At 69.0% G+C, this 17,720-nt stretch carries 12 protein-coding genes; 4 read left to right on the top strand and 8 right to left on the bottom strand.

From position 1 onward, the window contains the following. Positions 1-7: 7 nt before the first annotated feature. Positions 8-1,843 (top strand): asparagine synthase (glutamine-hydrolyzing), encoded by a 1,836-nt coding sequence (gene asnB / locus AB0J95_RS24340; RefSeq protein WP_364761863.1) that lies wholly within the window; start codon positions 8-10, stop codon positions 1,841-1,843. Between the two features lie 71 nt (positions 1,844-1,914). Here the strand turns inward: asnB and AB0J95_RS24335 are convergent, their stop codons facing one another. The 3 genes from AB0J95_RS24335 to AB0J95_RS24325 all read right to left on the bottom strand — a co-directional run bounded on the left by AB0J95_RS24335 (position 1,915) and on the right by AB0J95_RS24325 (position 3,405). Then, positions 1,915-2,523, bottom strand: a complete 609-nt coding sequence (locus tag AB0J95_RS24335; protein ID WP_364761860.1) for a hypothetical protein — start codon at positions 2,521-2,523, stop codon at positions 1,915-1,917. A 124-nt stretch (positions 2,524-2,647) separates the two neighbouring features. Then, positions 2,648-3,010, bottom strand: a complete 363-nt coding sequence (locus AB0J95_RS24330; RefSeq protein WP_364762151.1) for a DUF4180 domain-containing protein — start codon at positions 3,008-3,010, stop codon at positions 2,648-2,650. Positions 3,011-3,012: 2 nt separating this feature from the next. Continuing rightward, on the bottom strand, positions 3,013-3,405 hold the full coding sequence (locus AB0J95_RS24325; RefSeq protein WP_364761857.1) for a helix-turn-helix domain-containing protein: 393 nt from the start codon (positions 3,403-3,405) through the stop codon (positions 3,013-3,015). Between the two features lie 132 nt (positions 3,406-3,537). Between AB0J95_RS24325 and AB0J95_RS24320 the strand changes: the two genes are divergently transcribed. Next, the gene (locus AB0J95_RS24320) at positions 3,538-6,144 is read left to right on the top strand and encodes a hypothetical protein (protein ID WP_364761854.1); all 2,607 of its coding nucleotides are present in this window, start codon (positions 3,538-3,540) and stop codon (positions 6,142-6,144) included. On the opposite strand, the gene AB0J95_RS24315 is transcribed toward AB0J95_RS24320, so the two are convergent. Then, positions 6,145-6,879, bottom strand: coding sequence for an SDR family oxidoreductase (locus AB0J95_RS24315; protein WP_364761851.1), 735 nt, complete (start codon positions 6,877-6,879; stop codon positions 6,145-6,147). A 10-nt stretch (positions 6,880-6,889) separates the two neighbouring features. Further along, positions 6,890-7,882 (bottom strand): GntR family transcriptional regulator, encoded by a 993-nt coding sequence (locus AB0J95_RS24310; protein WP_364761848.1) that lies wholly within the window; start codon positions 7,880-7,882, stop codon positions 6,890-6,892. Between the two features lie 236 nt (positions 7,883-8,118). Here AB0J95_RS24310 and AB0J95_RS24305 point away from each other — a divergent pair, with 236 nt between their 5' ends. Continuing rightward, positions 8,119-11,484 carry a BTAD domain-containing putative transcriptional regulator gene (locus AB0J95_RS24305; RefSeq protein WP_364761845.1) on the top strand — a complete coding sequence of 1,122 codons (3,366 nt, stop codon included), beginning with the start codon at positions 8,119-8,121 and terminating at the stop codon, positions 11,482-11,484. A 30-nt stretch (positions 11,485-11,514) separates the two neighbouring features. On the opposite strand, the gene AB0J95_RS24300 is transcribed toward AB0J95_RS24305, so the two are convergent. Next, positions 11,515-12,144, bottom strand: coding sequence for a response regulator transcription factor (locus AB0J95_RS24300; protein WP_364761842.1), 630 nt, complete (start codon positions 12,142-12,144; stop codon positions 11,515-11,517). 459 nt (positions 12,145-12,603) lie between these two features. Between AB0J95_RS24300 and AB0J95_RS24295 the strand changes: the two genes are divergently transcribed. Continuing rightward, a complete protein-coding gene (locus AB0J95_RS24295; RefSeq protein WP_364761839.1) occupies positions 12,604-16,242 on the top strand; it encodes a BTAD domain-containing putative transcriptional regulator in 3,639 nt (1,212 codons plus the stop codon). On the opposite strand, the gene AB0J95_RS24290 is transcribed toward AB0J95_RS24295, so the two are convergent. Beyond that, the gene (locus AB0J95_RS24290; protein WP_364761836.1) at positions 16,239-17,105 is read right to left on the bottom strand and encodes a CU044_5270 family protein; all 867 of its coding nucleotides are present in this window, start codon (positions 17,103-17,105) and stop codon (positions 16,239-16,241) included. The two genes, AB0J95_RS24295 and AB0J95_RS24290, sit on opposite strands and share 4 nt — an antisense overlap. Further along, positions 17,098-17,679 (bottom strand): RNA polymerase sigma factor, encoded by a 582-nt coding sequence (locus AB0J95_RS24285; RefSeq protein ID WP_364761833.1) that lies wholly within the window; start codon positions 17,677-17,679, stop codon positions 17,098-17,100. The genes AB0J95_RS24290 and AB0J95_RS24285 overlap by 8 nt, the downstream gene beginning before the upstream one ends. Between the last annotated feature and the right edge of the window lie 41 nt (positions 17,680-17,720).

Raw genomic sequence — 17,720 nt, 5'->3', positions numbered from 1 at the left:
GAACACCATGTGTGGAATCGCGGGCTGGGTGGCGTTCGAGACCGACCTGACCACCCGGTCCGAGACCGTGGACGAGATGACCGGGACCATGGCGTGCCGCGGGCCGGACGACTCGGGTACCTGGATCCGGCCGCAGGTCGCGCTGGGGCACCGGCGGCTGGCGATCATCGACCTGCCTGGCGGGCGCCAGCCGATGTCGGTGCGGACCCCGCGGGGCGAGGTCGCCATGGTCTACAGTGGAGAGACGTACAACTTCCAGGACCTGCGCGAGGAACTGCTGCGCAAGGGCCACGAGTTCCGGACCGTCAGCGACACCGAGGTGGTCCTGCATGGCTACCTCGAGTGGGGCGACGCGGTCGCCGAACGGCTCAACGGCATGTTCGCGTTCGCCATCTGGGACGCGCGGGTGGACAAGCTGGTGATGATCCGCGACCGGCTGGGCGTCAAGCCGTTCCACTACTACCCGACGCGCGACGGTGTCCTTTTTGGATCAGAACCCAAGGCGATCCTGGCCAACCCGTTGGCGCGCAAAGTCGTCGATATCGATGGTCTGCGTGAGCTGGTCGGGTTCACCGTGGCGCCGAAGTGGTCGCTGTGGAAGGACATGTACGAGGTCGAGCCGGGCACGATCGTGACGGTCTGCCGGGAGGGCATCCGCGAACGCCGATACTGGTCGCTGGAACCTCAGCGGCACGAGGAGGAGCTGGACGCCACCATCGCGCACATCCGCGAGCTGATGACCGACATCGTGCACCGGCAGCTGGTCTCCGACGTGCCGCGATGTGTGCTGCTGTCCGGTGGTCTGGACTCCAGCGCGGTCACCGGCCTTGCGGCAGCGCGGTTGGCGTCGCTGGGGGAGCAGCTTCGGACGTTCTCGGTGGACTTCGTCGGCCGCGAGGAGACGTTCAAGGCCGACGAGAACTGGGACAGCCCGGACACGCCGTTCATCCGGGACGTGACGAATCTTGTTGGTTCCACTCATCAGTTCATCACCTTGAAGCCCGAGGACCTGACGAACCCGGACCTGCGCCGGGCAGTCATCACCTGCCGGGACATGCCGGTCGGTTTCGGGGAGACGGACAGCTCGCTGTACCTGATGTTCGAAGCGATCCGGCGACAGTCCACTGTGGCCTTGTCCGGCGAGTCGGCGGACGAGGTGTTCGGCGGGTACCGGTGGATGCACGATCCGGAAGCGGTCAACGCCAAGACGTTCCCGTGGCTGGCCTACCGTAGCCCGATGAGCGGCGACCGCACCGCCTTCCTGGCTCCGCACATCCGCGCGCAGATGGACCTCGACGCGTACATCGACTCCCAGTACGCGTCGGCCGTGTCCGCGGTCGGCCACCTGGACGACGACAACGACCACCAGCGGGTCATGCGGGTCAACCAGAACCTGCACCTCACCAGGTTCGTGCGGATGCTGCTGGACCGCAAGGACCGCATCTCGATGGCCGTGGGCCTGGAGGTCCGGGTCCCGTTCTGCGACCACCGGTTGATCGAGTACCTCTACAACACCCCGTGGTCGATGAAGACGTTCGACGGCCGGGAGAAGAGCCTGCTGCGCGCGGCGACCAAGCACGTGCTGCCGGAGTCGGTGCAAGGCAGGCGCAAGAGCCCCTATCCGTCCACACAGGACCCCGGCTACGCGTTGAGCCTGCAGCAACAGGCCAAGGAGGTCATCGCCGACCGCGACCACCCCGTACACGAACTGCTGGACCAGGACTGGCTGGCGGACATCGTGCAGCAGGACGTGTCCAAGCCCAGCGACGCCCGCCGGGGCATCGACCGCGTCCTGGACATGTACCACTGGCTGGATCTGTACCAACCCACCCTGGAGTTCTAGGGTTCGCGGCCCCAGGCGGAGACTTCGAGTCAGCTGTTGTCAGCCAATGCGCGGGCGGTCATCTGGTCTTTCTAGTAGACCGCGTAGTCCGCGACCACCGGAGGCAGTGGACCCGACTCGGACTCGACGAGCTCGATGAACTGGTCCCAGCCGCACACCACCTCACCGTCGTACAAACGGTTGGCGGAGTGGCTCCACAACACCGGGCGCGGGTGCCCGGCGTTCTGCAGTGCCTCGACGACGTGGATCGAGTCGTCGAGGAAGACATCCGTCGGGCGGCAGTTCTTGTCGCCCGACACGGTCAGCGAATGCACCGGGAAGGTCCACTTCTGCAGCCATTCCGCGGTCCGGTGCCAGGCGACCGGCGCGGGTATGCCGGCGAACGCCCTGGCCGTGATGTAGTGCAACCGGTGGCCGGCGCGTGCGAGCTGCTTCGCGGCCCGCACCGCACCGGGCAACGGAGCGCCCTCCGTGTAGAGGATCCCGTCGCGCACTCCGCGGCTACAGAGGGCGAAGAACTCGTCGTGGTTGAGGCCCCACTGCCGCTGGTACCAGTCCCACGTCTCGGCGTTGCCGGAACACGGACGGCCGAGCCGCTTGGCCGCGTATCCGGCTATGACCTGGACGAATGGGTACAGCACACCGTCGATGTCTAGGCCGATGTCGAGCGAACGGGACATGACAGGTCCTCCTGCACGGTTGGACATACATATAGTCAGGTCCACCCCGCAACAACCGCGCAACGCCGAACTCGACCCCCGTGAACGTGGGACACACCGGCGGCGAATGTGGGACACGCGGGGGCTAGGTGGCGATCCGGGCCAGTCGGCGCTCCAGGTCGTCCACATCGGACACGAACCAGATGTGCCGTCCCCGGTTCGACTCCCGCACGAACGCGGCGAACGGCTCACTCGCCGCCACGTACCCCGACACGTCGCCGATCATCGCGAACCCCACCCGGTAGTTCACGAACTTCTGCACGATCCCGCCGGCCACGCGGGTGCGCAGCTCGAAGAAGTCCGGGTGGAACCGGCTCACCGGGATCACCAGCCACTCCGCTTCCCGGTCGGAGTTCACCATCAGCTCGACCGCGTCCTGCTCGGTCCGGATGGCCGGGCCCGAGGCCGGGGCGAGGTACACCGGCACCCCGTTGATGTACTGCAGCATGGTCACTCCGCGATGGTCTTGACGAACTCCAACACGTCGGCGACCCGGCCCGGGCCACCGACGATGATCAGCTTGAGGGTGCGGCGGTTCTGGTCGTAGACGGTCTCGACACGCAGCCGCTCACCCTCCTGGGGCGTGGTGCCGTAGGCGGTGACCATCACGGTGATCTTGCTCATCAGCGTGAAGTCGACGTCGTCCAGCTGGACCACGCACGACACGTCGATGTGCCGCCCGCTGGTCACCGGCTGCCCGGTGAACGCCGCCAGGTCCTCGCTGCTGATCCGGTACTGCTTGCCCACCTTGGTCGCGTTGAGCTTGCCGTCGTGCACGTACCCGCGAACCGTCTTGACGTGCAGGCCCAGCAGTGAAGCGACCTGCTCCACGGAGTACAACATGCCCTAACCTTCCCTGTCGAGGGAATTATAGGGCTTTTTTCGGAAGGTACGGCCAAGAGGGCAGGGAATGCGTCCCTGCCGGCCGGTTGCCGGCCGCCCCACCGCAACCCAAGAGCATGCACTCTCGGTGATATGACTGAGGTTTCGCGTCGATCGGTGCTGAAAGCAGGTGCGCTGGCCGCCGGGGCGCTGGCTGTGGGGGTTGCGGCGGAGGCGGCCGGGGGCGTGGTCCTGGGAACTGTCCGGGTCGGACAGCTGACCGGGACGACGTCGGGCGGCTGGCCGAACCTCGTCGATGCGCAAGGGTGGCCGCTGCTGTCGGACCTGGGGCGGGTCGGGGTCGAGGGGGTGGACCTCGGCGCGACCACCACGCACAACGGGAGGTCCTACTTCTTCTTCGGCGATGTGCTGCCGACGCCGGGGAGTCCCAACAAGCGGGACGCCGATCTGGTCGCCTGGGCAGACGATGCCACGGTGCTGCAGCACGGGGGGCACGCCCCGAACGGGTACACCTTCGTGCTGCCGAGTGAGGAACGCGGGAACGTCAACGGGCAGCATCAGTGGCGGTTCTGTGGTGGCTGCTCTGGGTTGTTCTACGACGGCGACACCCGCACCAAAGGCGTGTGTTCGCGCGGCGGAAGTCATTGGCCGATCGGCGAACACTTCATCCTGCCCAACGTCGAGATGGGCGGTGGGTCCGGACAAGGGGACTGGCGGTTCTGCGGGCAGTGCATGAGCCTGTTCTTCAACGGATATCCGTCGTTCAAGGGCGCATGCCCGGCCGGCGGACCGCATTCCGCGATCGGCTGGACGTTCATCCTGCCCTACGAGCCGACCGGAGTACCGGGACAGCACGGGTGGCGCTACTGCGGTTGGTGCGCGGGGGTTTTCTGGAACGGTGACGTGGTCAAGGGCGTGTGCCCGGGCGCGCCGGGCGGCGGGATCGTGCTGCGGCCGGTGCTGGGGTCGAACGGCGCCTTCGACCCGATCCGGTCCGGCGCCCCGATCGGCCAGACCCTGACCTTCGAGGTGCCCAGCGGCGCGTTCAGCCACAACAACAAGGTCTACCTCTTCCTGAACATCTCGCCCCGGCGCTGGTCCACTGTGGATCGGCCGGGCGACCCGGCGTTCGGCGTCTACCTGACCAGCAAGACCAATCCGGACCAGCCTGGCGAGTTCCACAAGGAGTTCCTGTTCAGCCCTCGGCTGGGCGCCTGCCGCTACGACGCGAACGGCGCCGGCCCGTCCGTCGCCCACGACACCCTCGGCTACACCTTCGTCCTGCCGCACGGGATCCAGGACGGCACCCCGCGGCAGAACACCTGGCGCCGCTGCCGCAAGTGCGACTCGATGTTCGCGGTCACCGGCCCGAGCCGGTGCCACGCCGGCGGGGCCCACGAGGACAACGGCACCCAGTACACGTTGCCCTACAACGTCCCGGCAGACAGCCAGAACCAGGCCAAGTGGTGCCAGTGCGAGAACTGCTCGACCCTGTTCTACACCGGCGACCCCAGCGGGACGACCGGCCTGTGTCCCGCGGGCGGCTCGCACCAGTCCACCGGCAACGAACTCGTGCTCCCGTTCATCAGCATGCACGAGGACGGGAGCAACCAGGAACACTGGCGGTACTGCGGGAAGTGCCAGAGCCTGTTCTTCGATGGCTATGACGACAAGGGAAAGTGCCCGGCGGGCGGGGGACACCAGGCGATCGGCTTCGACTTCGTGGTGCCGCACGACCGGGGATCGGTGCCGGACTTCCGCAGCGGGTGGGCGTTCTGCGACCGGTGCTCCAGCATGTTCCGGGGCGGCGTCTGCCCCGCGGGCGGAGCGCACCGGAAAGCCGGATACGACTTCTGCCTGCCGTACGGCTTCCCGGAGACCCGCCAGTGGCAAGGAAGCTGGCGGGGATGCCGGGACTGCGGCGTGCTCTTCTTCGACGGCTACCCGGCCAAGGGACGGTGCCCGGTCAACGCCGGCGGCCACCGCGCTGATGGCGAGACGTACGTCCTGCCGCACAACCCGGGCTGGGACAACAACAACGAAGGCGCCTGGCGGTTCTGCCCGAAGTGTTTCGGAATGGTGTTCGCCGGGCGGCTGAACACGTTCGGCACGGTCGCACCGGTGGTCGTGAACAACGCCGACCACCCGGGCTTGCCTTCGAACCAGGGCAAAGGACTGGTGATCGTCGCGCACGGGTTCGGCGACGACCCGTCCTGGGCCGACGGCAACGGGTTCCGGGTGGCGTGGCTGCCATTGCGGGACAACCAGGACCCGGTACTGCACGAGCTGAGGTACTACAAGGGCAACGGCCAATGGACGGACGACGCCGACGATGCCGTTCAGATCCTGCCGCCGCACAAGCACTACACCTCGTTGTCGGTCAGCTGGATCCCGCAGGCGCGCCGGTGGATCATGCTGTACTCCAACGCCGCGCCGGAGAACAAGGCCGGGAACGCGGTAGTGCGGATCGGGACCTCACCGTGGGACTGGTCGGCGGAGCAGGAGCTGATCAACTCCGCGCAGGCGTACGGGAAGTGGATGCACCAGAAGGACCGGGACGGGATCCTGAACATCCCGCCGGTGATGCCCGAGGAGGACGGCTGGTTCTACGGCCTGTTCCTGGTGGACCGCTATACCCAGTGGGATGCGGCCAACCGGATCCTGGACATCCACTACCTGTTGTCCCCCAACCGGCCCTACCAGGTCCAGCTGATGCGGTCCCGGCTCAGGCTGGACTGATCACCAGGTCGGATGCGTGGAAACACCGCCGTCCACAACGAGGTTGTGCCCGGTGATCCAGGAAGCCATGGGAGAAGCCAGAAAGACGCACGCATTGCCGACATCCGCGGGCGTGCCCAGGCGGGTCAACGGGGCGGCAGCCTCCCAGCGAGCCACTCCCTCAGGCCAGGACGAGGCGATATCGGGCCGCGCGATCAGACCGGGGGACACGCTGTTCACGCGTATCCCCAACGGCCCGTATTCCAAAGCGGCAGAACGGGCATGCATGACGAGCGCGGCCTTGGCGGCGCTGTAGTGGGCATGCCCGAAGGCAGGCTGAGTCGCCTCGATCGACGCGATGTGGATGATCGACCCACCGGAAGGCATCGCCGCGACCGCGGCCTGCGTGCAGAAGAACGCGCTGTTCAAAGTGGTGTCGAGCATCGACTGCCACTCACCGGCGGTGATGTCCGCCAGTGCGGCCACCGGCTGGATTCCGGCGCAATTGACCAAAGTGTCCAGTCGCCCGACCGAGTCCATCAGGGACTTACAACCTTCCACACTGGACAAATCGGCGCACACCGCCCGCCCGCCCAGCCGGGAAGCGAGTTCCTCGGCAGCATCAGGGGAGCGGTGGTAGTGCACGATCACCGAACTGCCCGCAGCAGCGAACTGCGAGGCGATACCGGCGCCGATGTTGCCGCTGGCGCCGGTGACCACGGTGACGGTGCCGGAGAGGGATGGGAGCGACTGCACCCACCGTTCCTCACATCGCCGAGAGGTCCAGCACCACCCGGTCGCCACGGGCGAGCACCCTGGTCCGCTCCAACGGAACGTCGTCCTCGTCCAGTGAGACCCGGTGCCACGCGAGCATCGGCTGCACCTGGCCGAGCTCCAGCAGCCGCGCCTCGGCGGGAGTGGCGGTGGACAGCTGGATCCGGGTGTCCACCCGGGCGGTCCGCTCGGTGAACCACCGCAACGCGCTCGGCGCACCCGGGGTCTCGGCCATCCGGGCGATGGGAATGTGCCGGGACACCAGGCCGAACGGCCGGTGGTCGATCAGCAGCAGCCGGCCGATGTGCAGCACCAGGTCGCCCGGGTCGATGCCGAGGTCCCCGGCCACCTGTTCGTCGGCTTCCACGCAGTCGCGCACCACGTGCACGTGCCCGAACCCGGCGCCGGGCGCGGCCGGGTCGAGGTCGAGGCCGTCCGGGGTGATCCGGCAGAGCAGCTTCGAGTCGGCCACGTAGGTCCCGCTGCCGCGCCGCCGGGACACCTTGCCGGCCAGGGTCAGCTCGTCGACCGCGTGCCGCAGGGTCATCCGGGCGATCTCCAGCTGTTCGGACAGCACCCGCTCGGAGGGCAGCGCGGAACCGGGCTCGAGGGTGTCGATCATCGAGATCAGCTCGCGCTTGGCGCGCTCGGCCGCGGACTCCGCCGCCTCTCCCTTGCCGGCCGGAACGGCCTGCAGCAGCGGAATCCGCGAACCGTTCCACGTCATCGCCAGCCGCCGGTTACCCAGCGGAGCCGACAACGGGACAGTGTGGGTCGAGCGCACCAGCCGGGAGCGGTCCGCGGCGGGCTGGCCGGTGCGGATCACGTCGACGAGCACCGACCGGGAGTTCTCCGTGACCGCCACGTCCTCGATCCGGTCGTTCTGCTTGTGCGGCAGGTGGAGTACCAGGGTGCGGCCCCGTTCGGTGGTGGACCACAGCCCGAGTGCCGGACGCTGGTACACGTCTTCTTCCTGCGTCAACACGGGAACTCCTTGGCAGTGCTGGGAATGCGTACAAGTACAGGATTACCCAAGAACCGGTGCACCCGGGGGGAAGTTGCCCGAAAACCTTCGCAGGCATGCGCGTTCGACCTCGAATGTCCATTATGGACAATTAAGTGGCGCAGGTGGACGGTGGGCGAAATGGATCGTGTTGGAACCATTGGACTGGCGTGAAAGCGCGGTCGGCCACCCGCTGACACTGGGGTAGGGTGGTCACCGTGCCTCTCGGTAGCCAGAAGAGTGCACTGGGGGATGTGGGTCGGCAGGACCTGCTCCGGGTCGAGATGCTCGGTCCGGTCAGGGTGATGGTTGCCGGCGCCGAGGCCGGGCTGGGGCCCGCCCGGCAACGCGCCGTGTTCGCCGTGCTGGCGACCAGGGCCGGCCAGACGGTGACGCGCGCCGAGCTGGTCGAGGCGGTCTGGGGTGCCTCCGCGCCGCACAGCGCGGACGGCAACGTCTACACCTACGTCTCCGGCCTGCGCCGCGCGCTGAAGAAGCTCGGGCACGAGCCGATCCAGTCCGCGGGCAGCGGTTATGTGGCCCGGCTGGAACCCGGCCAGGTCGACGTCGCCGTGTTCGAGGACAAGTGCACGCGCGCGAACACGATGGCCGCCCGCGGCGACCACCAGGGCGTCGCCGAGACGCTCGCCGAGGCGTTGACCCTGTGGCAGGGCGAGCCGTTCGCCGGGGTGCCCGGTCCGTTCGCCGAACAGGAGCGTGCGCGGCTCGAACAGATCTGGCTGGACGCGTCCGAGATGTACGCCGCCGCCCGCATCGAGCTGGGCGCGCACGTCGAGGCCGCCGCCGACCTGGAGACCCTGGTCCGCGCGCACCCGCTGCGCGAGTCGCTGCGGGAGCTGCAGATGCTCGCGCTGTCCCGCAGCGGGCGGCACGCCGAGGCGCTGGACGTGTTCGCCGACGCCCGCGCGACCTTGCTGCGTGAGCTGGGCACCGAGCCCGGCCCGGCGCTGCGCGAGGTACACGCCCAGGTGCTCACCGGAGGCGACTGCGACCACGTCGCCCCACCGGTCTCGCGCCTCTCGGTCCGGCCCAGCCGCTCGTTGCGCGGGCCGGACCAGCCGTTCATCGGCCGCGTCGCCGAGCTGGCGCTGCTGCGCGAACACGTCGAGCAGGTCCAGTCCGGCCGCGGCGGCGTGGTGTGGATCGAGGGCGAAGCCGGGATCGGCAAGTCCGAGCTGCTGTCCACCGCGCTGGCCGACCTGGCCACCCGCGGCGTGCAGCTGGGCTGGGCGGTGGCCGACGAGCTGTCCAGACGGTTCCCGCTGCAGCTGGTGCACGAGTGCCTGAACCTGGACCGGGCGACCGACGAGCCGATCCCGGCCCTGGTCGACCGGATCTGCGCGGTGGGCCCCACGGTCCTGGTCCTCGACGACATGCAGTGGGCCGACGACGCGAGCGTCCAGGTCTGGCAACGGCTGTCCGAGGCCACCCGCCGCCTGCCGTTGCTGCTGGTCACCTGCGTGGAGTCCGGGCACGGCCGGGTCGAGCTGTCCGAGCTGCGCAGACAGATCGCCGGCGACGTCGGCACGGTCATCTCGCTGCAGCCGTTCTCCCGGCTGGACATCGAGCTGATGCTGTCCCAGGTCGTCGGCGCCCGCGCCGGGCACACGCTGCGCCGGATCGTCGCCCGCGCCGGCGGCAACCCGCTCTACCTGCGCGAGATGCTCAGTGCGCTGCTGGTGGACGGTGCCATCGAGGTCGTCGACGGCGTCGCGAACGTCGATGAGTCGCAGGCCGAGAACGCGCCCCGGTCGCTGGTCGCGGCGGTGGAGCGGGCGTCCAAGTCGTTGCCGGAGAGCACCAAGGAGATCCTGCGCTGGGTCGCCGTGCTCGGTCCGGAGGCCACCATCGGCAACATCGCCGCGGTGTCCGAGCGGCCGGTCTGGTACCTGGTGCGGGCGGTGACCGACGCGGTGGCGGCCTTGGTGCTGACTGAGGACGGTCCCCGGCTGTCGTTCCGGCTGCCGCTCATGCGCGACATGGTCTACGGCGGCATCGCCGGCCCGACCCGCAGCGTGCTGCACCGGCGCGCCGCGAGGGTCCTGTTCGACAACGGCGTCCGGCCCTGCCGGGTGGCCGAGCAACTGGTGGCCGCCGGCCCGGAAATCGAGTCCTGGGTGGTGCCCTGGCTGGTTGACAACGTTGACGAGCTGGCCAGGATCGTCCCCGAGGACGCCGCTGAGCTGCTGGAACTCGTGATGGACACGCTTGACCTGCGCGATCCGGCCCGAGAGCAGCTGCTGGCCGGGCAGGTCCGCGTGCTGTTCCGGTTGTCCCGCGATCCGGAGGCCGAGGCCCGGCACGCGGTCGCGATGGCCACCGACCCGGTCCGGGCCACCGAGATGCGCCAGTACCTGGCCGCGATCGTCTACCGGCACGGCCGCCGCAACGAGGCGATCTCCGTACTCACCGAGGCCCCACTGGACCCGCAGCTGCCCCAAGCGTGGCGGTTGCGGCACAAGGCATTGCTCGCGCACCTCGGCCGGGACATCAGCGACATCGACACCGCCGAGGTCGCCGCGAAGGCCGACTTCGACGACGCGATGGAGAAGGGCGACGACTTCCTCGCCGCCTACGCGCTGCAGACCCGCTGGCTGGTCGACTCGATGCGGCGCGACCACGTCGCCGGCCAGCGGCACGTCGAGGAGGCCATCGCGCTGGTGGCCGGCAAGCCCGAGCTCGCGGGCATGCACTTCGACCTGCTGGACAACCAGATCTACACGCTGCACAACCTGGACCGGCTGGCCGAGGCGGACCGGGCGCTGGCCGTCGCGATCAGGCTCGGCGCCGAACACGGGCTGCCGACCGGCCTGCAAGTCGCGGCCGCGGTGCACTACTACTGGACCGGTCGCTGGGACGAGGCCCTGCAGGCGCTCGACAGCGTCACCGAGTCCGGGCCGTCGATCACCTACTCGGGCCTGCTCGACGCGGGCCCGGCCAAGCTGCTGATGCACGGCCTGTCCGCGTTGATCGGCGCCCGCCGGGGCAACAGTGCCGCGGTCGCCGCGCACCTTGAGGCCGCCGACAAGTTCCTGATCACCACGAACGCCGAGCGGGAGAGCTTCGACTTCCTGCTGGCCGCCCGGGCGCTGGCGGCCGTCCAGGCCGGCGACCTGCGCTACGCGCTCGATGAGCTGGCGCCGGTGCTGCAGCCGGGGTTCGCCGGGATGATGCTGCGCCACCAGTGGCTGCCGGTCGTCGCGCGGATCGCGGTGGCCATCGGCGACACCGAACGCGCGCAGCAGGCGCTGGAGCTGGCCGAGTTCGAGGCGGCGCGGGAACCCGTCCCGGCGCGCGCGTTCAGCGGGCTGCACCGGGTGCTCGCGTTGATCCACCAGGACCCGGAGTACGGCATGGTCGCCGTGGACCACCTGCGGCGCGTCGGCCGCCCGGCCGAGCTGGGCTCCGCGCTGAGCGATCTCGCCGAGATCTTCGCGGCCCAAGGCAAGCCCGAGCAGGCGCGCGCTGCGCTGGTGGAGGCGTCCGCTTTGTTCACGGGCATGGGCGCCAAATGGGATCTGGAGTTCGCGACGGCCAAACTGGCCGCCCTCGGAGTGTCCTGACACGGGAGGAGACTCAGCGAGGACTCGTCGTCAGATCACGCCCGCACGAAGCGCGTACGCCACCGCGTGTGCGCGGTTGCGCAGGTGCAGCCGGGTGGTCAGGTTGAAGATCACGTTCTTCACGGTGCGCTCGGAGTAGGCCAGCTCCTTGGCGATCTCCTCGGTGCCCCAGCCCTCGGCGATCAGCCGCAGCACGTCGACCTCGCGCGGCTCCAGGCCGGACGCGCTCAACCCGTTGGGCGCCAGCACCTCCCGCTGCAGCACCTTGATCCGGCGCAGCAGCGTGCCCAGAACGTCGCGCGGCATCACGCCGTTGCCCGCGGCCGCGGCCACGACACAGTCCACCAGCTGGTCGCCGGTGACCGAGTTCTTCGGCAGGATCGCCACGACATGGCTCTCCACCAAGGTCAGCAGCGGCGCCTCGTCCAGCTCGCCGGTCATCAGCACCGTGGGCAGGCCGGCCCCGTTCACACCGCCGTCGGCGGCGTTGGCACGCAAGCGTGAGAGCGCTTCCGGACCCACTCTCTCGGTGGAGAACACCAGGACATCGGCCTGGTCCCGCTCGACCACCGACACCTCGGGCCGGGACTGCAGATAGCTGCTCAGCCCCACATAGGTGATGGGATCGGTGGTTTGTATGACGACCCGTACCCGTTCCATCTCGCGCGCCTTCCCCAACATCTTCGCCTTCGCGGATTGGGATCGAGTCTTGGCCATTGGCCTACATGAACTCTTGCGGCGATTTGAACGGACCGACGGGTAACCTTGATGGGCGGGGTGACCGCCGTCACGTGACCGGCCGAATAGCCCGGTTGATCCGTTTCACGCTCCAGGTTTCCCCGGTGCTGCGTGTCAGAGCATTCTGACGTGCCCACGCCGGGAGGAGAAGACGTACCGGCTCTTGTGGACCGTCCGTACGGCGAGGATTGCCCCTCTGGCCAAGGTTTGCCGCCCAGTGCCGCAGGTCGGAGCAGTTCCAGCGGGTTTTGTGAAAGGCGTCACATCGGGGAATTCCGAACGGTTTTCATATCTCCGCACGCATATGTGGAATGCCGACTTCCGGTAGTGCCGGAAAGCCTTGACGGGGAGGTACCCTGCACCGGAGTCGGGGGTGGACGGATGGCAGCAGAGCTTGTTGAGCCCCTGCGCGTGCAGGTGCTGGGACCGGTCAACGCGTGGCGCGGGGACCTCGAACTCGATCTTGGCTCGGGCCGTCAGCGCGCCGTTTTCGCAGCTCTCGCCATGCGGGTCAACCGAGTCGTGCTGCGCGAGGAACTGGTCGCGTCGGTCTGGGGCGACGATCCGCCCAGCGGCGCCAGCGGCAGCCTTTACACCTATGTCTCCAGGTTGCGCCGGGTGCTGGAACCCGACCGGGACAAGTGGTCCGGCGGACAGACGCTGATCTCCGAGGGCTCGGGCTACACGCTTCGGCTGGAGCCGGGCCAACTGGACGTTCTTGAGTTCGACCGGCTCAGGGAAGTGGCCAACGAACGCTGGAGCCGGCTCGACCTGCCCGCCGCCCGCGCCGCGCTGGAGTCCGCGCTGGCGTTGTGGCACGGCGAGGCGCTGGCCGGGATCAGCGGCCCGTTCGCCGCCCTGCATCGCAAGCGCCTGGCGGAACTGCGCCTCGCCGCGCTGGAACGCCGCGCGGAGATCATGCTCGCCTCCGGCGACGTCTCCGGAGCGGTCACCGAGCTGTACCGGTTGGCCACCGCGCACCCGATGCGGGAAAGCCTGCGGGGCCTGCTGATGAGCGCGCTGCATAAGGACGGCAGGGACGCTGAGGCGCTCGAGGTCTACGAGGAGACCCGTCAGGTCCTGATCGAGCAGCTGGGCATCGAGCCGGGCGCGAACCTGCGCAAGATCCACGGCGAGATCGTCGCCAAGCCCACCGCGCCGACCGCCCAGGAGACGCCGTCGCTGGCCAAGCTCGGGCGGCCGGATGTGTTCGTGGGCCGGACTTCCGAGCTGACCGCGTTGCGCTCGCGGCTCGCCGATGTGCTGCACGGCTCCGGCGCCGCGGTGTGGATCGAAGGTGAGTCGGGCATTGGCAAGTCCGCGCTGCTGGCCGCTGGTCTCGGCGATGGGGCCGAGCGCGGCGGACAGTTGTTGTGGGGCGCGGGTGACGAGGTCGGCCGCCGGTTCCCGTTGCGGCTGATGATGAGCGCCCTCGGGGTGGACGCGCGGTCGTCCGATCCGCGTCGGTCCGCGTTGGCCGACCTGGGCCGCGACCGGCAGGCGGGCGGGCAGGTGTGGCAGCCGGACGATCCCGTTCTCGGCGCGGTGGACCAACTCGTCGGCCTGGTCGAGCAGCTCTGCGGCGATGGGCCGGTTGTGCTTGTCGTGGACGACATGCAGTGGGCCGATGACGCTTCTTTGCTGGTGTGGCACAGGCTTGCGCGGATGACCCGGCAGCTGCCGTTGCTGCTGGTCGGTGCCTGTAGACCGTTGCCCCGGCGGACCGAACTGGACCAGCTGCGGTCGGTCGTCTCGCTGTGGAGCGGGGACCTGATCCAGCTGGGCCCGTTGGACGAACCGGGCGCGGCCGAGCTGGCCGGGCGCCTGCTGGGGGCCGAACCGGGACCGGCGCTGCTGGGCATGACCGACTGCGCGGCCGGGAACCCGTTGTTCGTCCGCGAGATCGTCCAGGCTCTGGTCCGTGACAACGCTGTCGTCGTGGATGACGGCGTGGCCGACGTCGACGAGCTGGACGACGACGAGATGTCGTCCGCCAACAGCGCTTTGACCTCGGTGGTCACCCGCCGGACCGGGCATCTGGCGACGACGACGCGGGATGCCTTGCGGTGGGCGGCTTTGCTCGGGGTGGAGTTCGACCTCGGTGACCTGTCGACGGTGATGGCCCGGCCCGCGTCGGAACTGGTTCAGGCCGTTGAGGAAGCGTCCGCGGCGGGGGTGCTGCGCGAGGCCGGTCAGCGGTTCGCGTTCCGGCACCCGTTGGTGCGCAAGGCCTTGTACGAGGCGATGTCCGAGGCTGTGCGGGTTGCGTTGCACCGCCAGGCCGCGGAGACCCTTGACGAGGCCGGCGCCCCGGTGTCCCGGGTGGCGGAACAACTCCTTGGCGCGAATGTGCCAGTGGACGCGTGGGTGACGAAGTGGCTCGTGGCCAACACCAACGCGTTGGCCCGCCGGTACCCGAACATCGCGGCCGACCTGCTGGAGCGGGCGGTGCGCAACCGCGGCCTGCGCGATGACGCGCGTGAGACGTTGATGGTCCGGTTGGCGCGCCTGCTGTTCTGGCTGGGACGCAGCCCCGAGTCGCAGGCGCGGGCGGTGCTGTCCGGCACCAACGACGCCGACCTGACCTCGGAGATGCGTCTTGTCCTGGCGTATCTGGACTATCGCGGCGGCGACAACGCCCGCGCGCTCGAGGTGCTGGACCAGCTGATCGGCGACCCGGACGTGCCGGACCACTGGCGGGCCCGCCACCAGGCGCTGCGGTCGATGGTCGCGCGCAGCGGGATGGACGACCCGGAGACCGCCGCGCGGTTCGCCCGTGAACAGCTCGCCGAGACCCGCGCCGAGGGCGACAAGTTCGCCGCCGCGGGCGCCTCACAGTTCCTGTGGCAGACCGCTTCGATGATGCGGCACCACCAGGAGGCGTTGGAGCACATCAACTCCGCGATCTCGGTGATGTCGACCCGCCCGGAGTGGGGTGACCTGCTGCTGAGCTTCCTGGACAACAAGATGTTCACGCTGCAGAACCTGGACCGGCTGGCGGACGCGAGCCAGACCCTGGCCGCGGCCGAGCACCTGGTGACCCGGCTGAGCCTGCCGAGCGGGCCGCACATCGCCGCCGCGGTGCACTACTTCTGGCTCGGCCGGTGGGACGACTCGTTGGTGGAGCTGGACTCCGTGGTCCGCGACGGCCGGGAGATCACGTTCTACGGGTTGCGCCAGCACGGTGTGATCCAGCTGCTGCACGGAGCCGTGGCCCTGATCGCCGCGCACCGGGACGACTCGGTGACCCTGGAGCGGCACCTGAAGCTCGGCCTGGACCAGCCGGTGCCGACCCCGGAGACGTTGGAGAGCTGCGACTTCCTGATCACCGCGCACTCGATGGCTGCCGAGCAGCGCGGCCGGGCCGCCGAGGCGTTGAAGATCATGGCGCCGATGCTGGACCAGACCTACTCGCCGATGATGCTGCGGCACCAGTGGTTGCCGCGCGTCGTCCGGCTCGCTTTGGACCTGGGCGAACGGGATCTGGCGCAGGCGGCTTTGGCTGTGTGTGCCGCTGAGGCCGAGATGGAGGTCCACCCCGCCAGGGCCGCGGCGGCTTTGCAGTGGTGCCGCGGGTTGACCGAGGCCGACGCTGGATCACTTTTGACTGTGGCCAAGCACTTCGCGGTGGCCGGTCGCAAGATCGAGCACGGGATGGCCGCCGAGGACGCGGCCGTCGTGCTGGCCGCCAACCGGGAACTGGACGAGGCCCGGGAAGCCCAGCACGACGCCATGATCGTGTACACCGAGCTCGGCGCGGCCTGGGATGCCCGCCGCGCCGAGTCCCGCCTGGCCGCGTTCGGCCTGCGCCCGGTCTCCGTGCCGCGCGGCCCGTTGTCCCGGATCGAGGCCAAAGTCGCCGAGCTGGTGGCGGCGGGCTGGCCGAACGCCGACATCGCCATGCAACTGACCCTCTCCCGCAGCACGGTGCAGATGCACGTCTCCCGGATCCTCCGGAAGCTGGGCGTCGACTCACGGTTGGCGGTCACCACCCAGCTCCTGGAGAACCCACCCGCTTAGGGGCGTTGCCCAACGGAGTCCACAAGAGACAGTGCGGTCAGTGCCCCACTGTCATCATAGCCAAGGAAGGCATAGGTCTTCGGGTCCAGCAGGAAGCCCCCGCTGCGGCCCTCGAAGTCCCAGGAGATCTTGATCGCCGGACGGCCCGCCGGGTCCTTCGCGTGCTCGTCCAGCTTCAGGCCCTTGATCCGCCCGATCGCCTCGTACAGCGCGGCCCGGGACGCCGGGCGCAGGTAGGACATCATGTAGTGCATGGTGTCCTTGCCCATCGCGTTGGTGTCACCGTCGTGGCCGCTGTGGTTCTTGTTCAGGTAGGCCAGCATGGCGTCCGTGGTGGTCGGGAAGTCCGGGATGAAGGCGGGATCAGGCTTGCACGCCTCGAATTTCCCGGGGATCGGCTTGTCGCCCTTGATGATCGCGGCGCGGCCGTCGCGGCAACCGGCCACCGGTATCGGGGTCGGGTCGGGTTCGGTAATGATGCGGCCGTCCCGGGTACCGTCCACTGACAGCCACGACTCATAGTCCGGCTGGCCCGGGTAGCTGATCCGGGTGTACACGAACTGGTCCGGCCTGGGCTCGACGAAGGGCTGGCTGCGCGCTGCCTGCGCCGCGCTGCGCAAGACGGTTTCAGCGCTGGCGGCGGCCGGTGCGGGCCCGCTGCCGTCCTTGCTGGGCGGGATCAACGCGAACACCGCGAAGATCGCCGCTGCCAAGCCCACGACTGCGGCGCCATACACCGCGAACCGATTGCCGCGCTTGGGTTTCATACCCGCCACCAGCTTGGCGCGGGCGGGGGCGAGGTCCTGGGCGGAGACCAGCGGAGTCTCGTCGCCCAGCTCACGAAGCAGCTGCAGCTCATCCATGGGACGGGATCTCCTTCTCGATCTGCTGGGGGACTTCCAGAACGGCACGGACCTGTTTGCGGGCGCGGTTGAGTCGCGATCGGACAGTGCCGACCGGGATCCCCAGTGCGACCGCGACCTCGTCGTACGACAGGCCTTCCCAGGCGATCAGCAGCAGCACGTCTCTGTCCCCTGTGGACAGATCGGCCAGCGCCGCGCCCAGCATCGACCCCATCGCCTGCGCGGCCACCTGGGCGACCACGCGCTCGGCGTGCGACACCTCGTCGGGCTCGGGCGCGATGGCGTTGCGCAGCCGGAACTGTTTCGCCTCCTGCCTGCGGTGCTCGCCGACCAGGTTGGTCGCGATGCCGTACAGCCAAGGGCGCGCGTCCATCCGGCTGCTGTCGTAGCGTTCCCGTTTGCCGAACGCCACCAGGAACGTCTCGGCGACCAGGTCGTCGGCTGCCTCCCGGCCCAGCCGCCGCGCCAGGTACCGGTGCACGTACGGGGCATGCCGGTCGAAGATCACCGCGAACAGGTCCGGATCACGCAGCGACGCCTGTATCACCGCCGCGTCATCGTCGGATGTGTTCATGAACCGCCTTTCGCTGGCGAACGGATGGTCACCTGTTATCC

Source organism: Actinocrispum sp. NPDC049592 (assembly GCF_040675465.1).
Lineage (GTDB): Bacteria > Actinomycetota > Actinomycetes > Mycobacteriales > Pseudonocardiaceae > Kibdelosporangium.
The sequence above is the reverse complement of the archived record's forward strand: the minus strand, read 5'-3'. Positions and strand labels throughout refer to the sequence as shown.

What these genes read in the sequence shown, in the direction of transcription:
- asnB (WP_364761863.1), top strand. Translation starts at nt 8, where the DNA reads ATGTGTGGAATCGCGGGCTGGGTGGCGTTCGAGACCGACCTGACCACC.
- AB0J95_RS24335 (WP_364761860.1), bottom strand. Translation starts at nt 2,523, where the DNA reads ATGTCCCGTTCGCTCGACATCGGCCTAGACATCGACGGTGTGCTGTAC.
- AB0J95_RS24330 (WP_364762151.1), bottom strand. Translation starts at nt 3,010, where the DNA reads ATGCTGCAGTACATCAACGGGGTGCCGGTGTACCTCGCCCCGGCCTCG.
- AB0J95_RS24325 (WP_364761857.1), bottom strand. Translation starts at nt 3,405, where the DNA reads ATGTTGTACTCCGTGGAGCAGGTCGCTTCACTGCTGGGCCTGCACGTC.
- AB0J95_RS24320 (WP_364761854.1), top strand. Translation starts at nt 3,538, where the DNA reads ATGACTGAGGTTTCGCGTCGATCGGTGCTGAAAGCAGGTGCGCTGGCC.
- AB0J95_RS24300 (WP_364761842.1), bottom strand. Translation starts at nt 12,144, where the DNA reads ATGGAACGGGTACGGGTCGTCATACAAACCACCGATCCCATCACCTAT.
- AB0J95_RS24295 (WP_364761839.1), top strand. Translation starts at nt 12,604, where the DNA reads ATGGCAGCAGAGCTTGTTGAGCCCCTGCGCGTGCAGGTGCTGGGACCG.
- AB0J95_RS24290 (WP_364761836.1), bottom strand. Translation starts at nt 17,105, where the DNA reads ATGGATGAGCTGCAGCTGCTTCGTGAGCTGGGCGACGAGACTCCGCTG.
- AB0J95_RS24285 (WP_364761833.1), bottom strand. Translation starts at nt 17,679, where the DNA reads ATGAACACATCCGACGATGACGCGGCGGTGATACAGGCGTCGCTGCGT.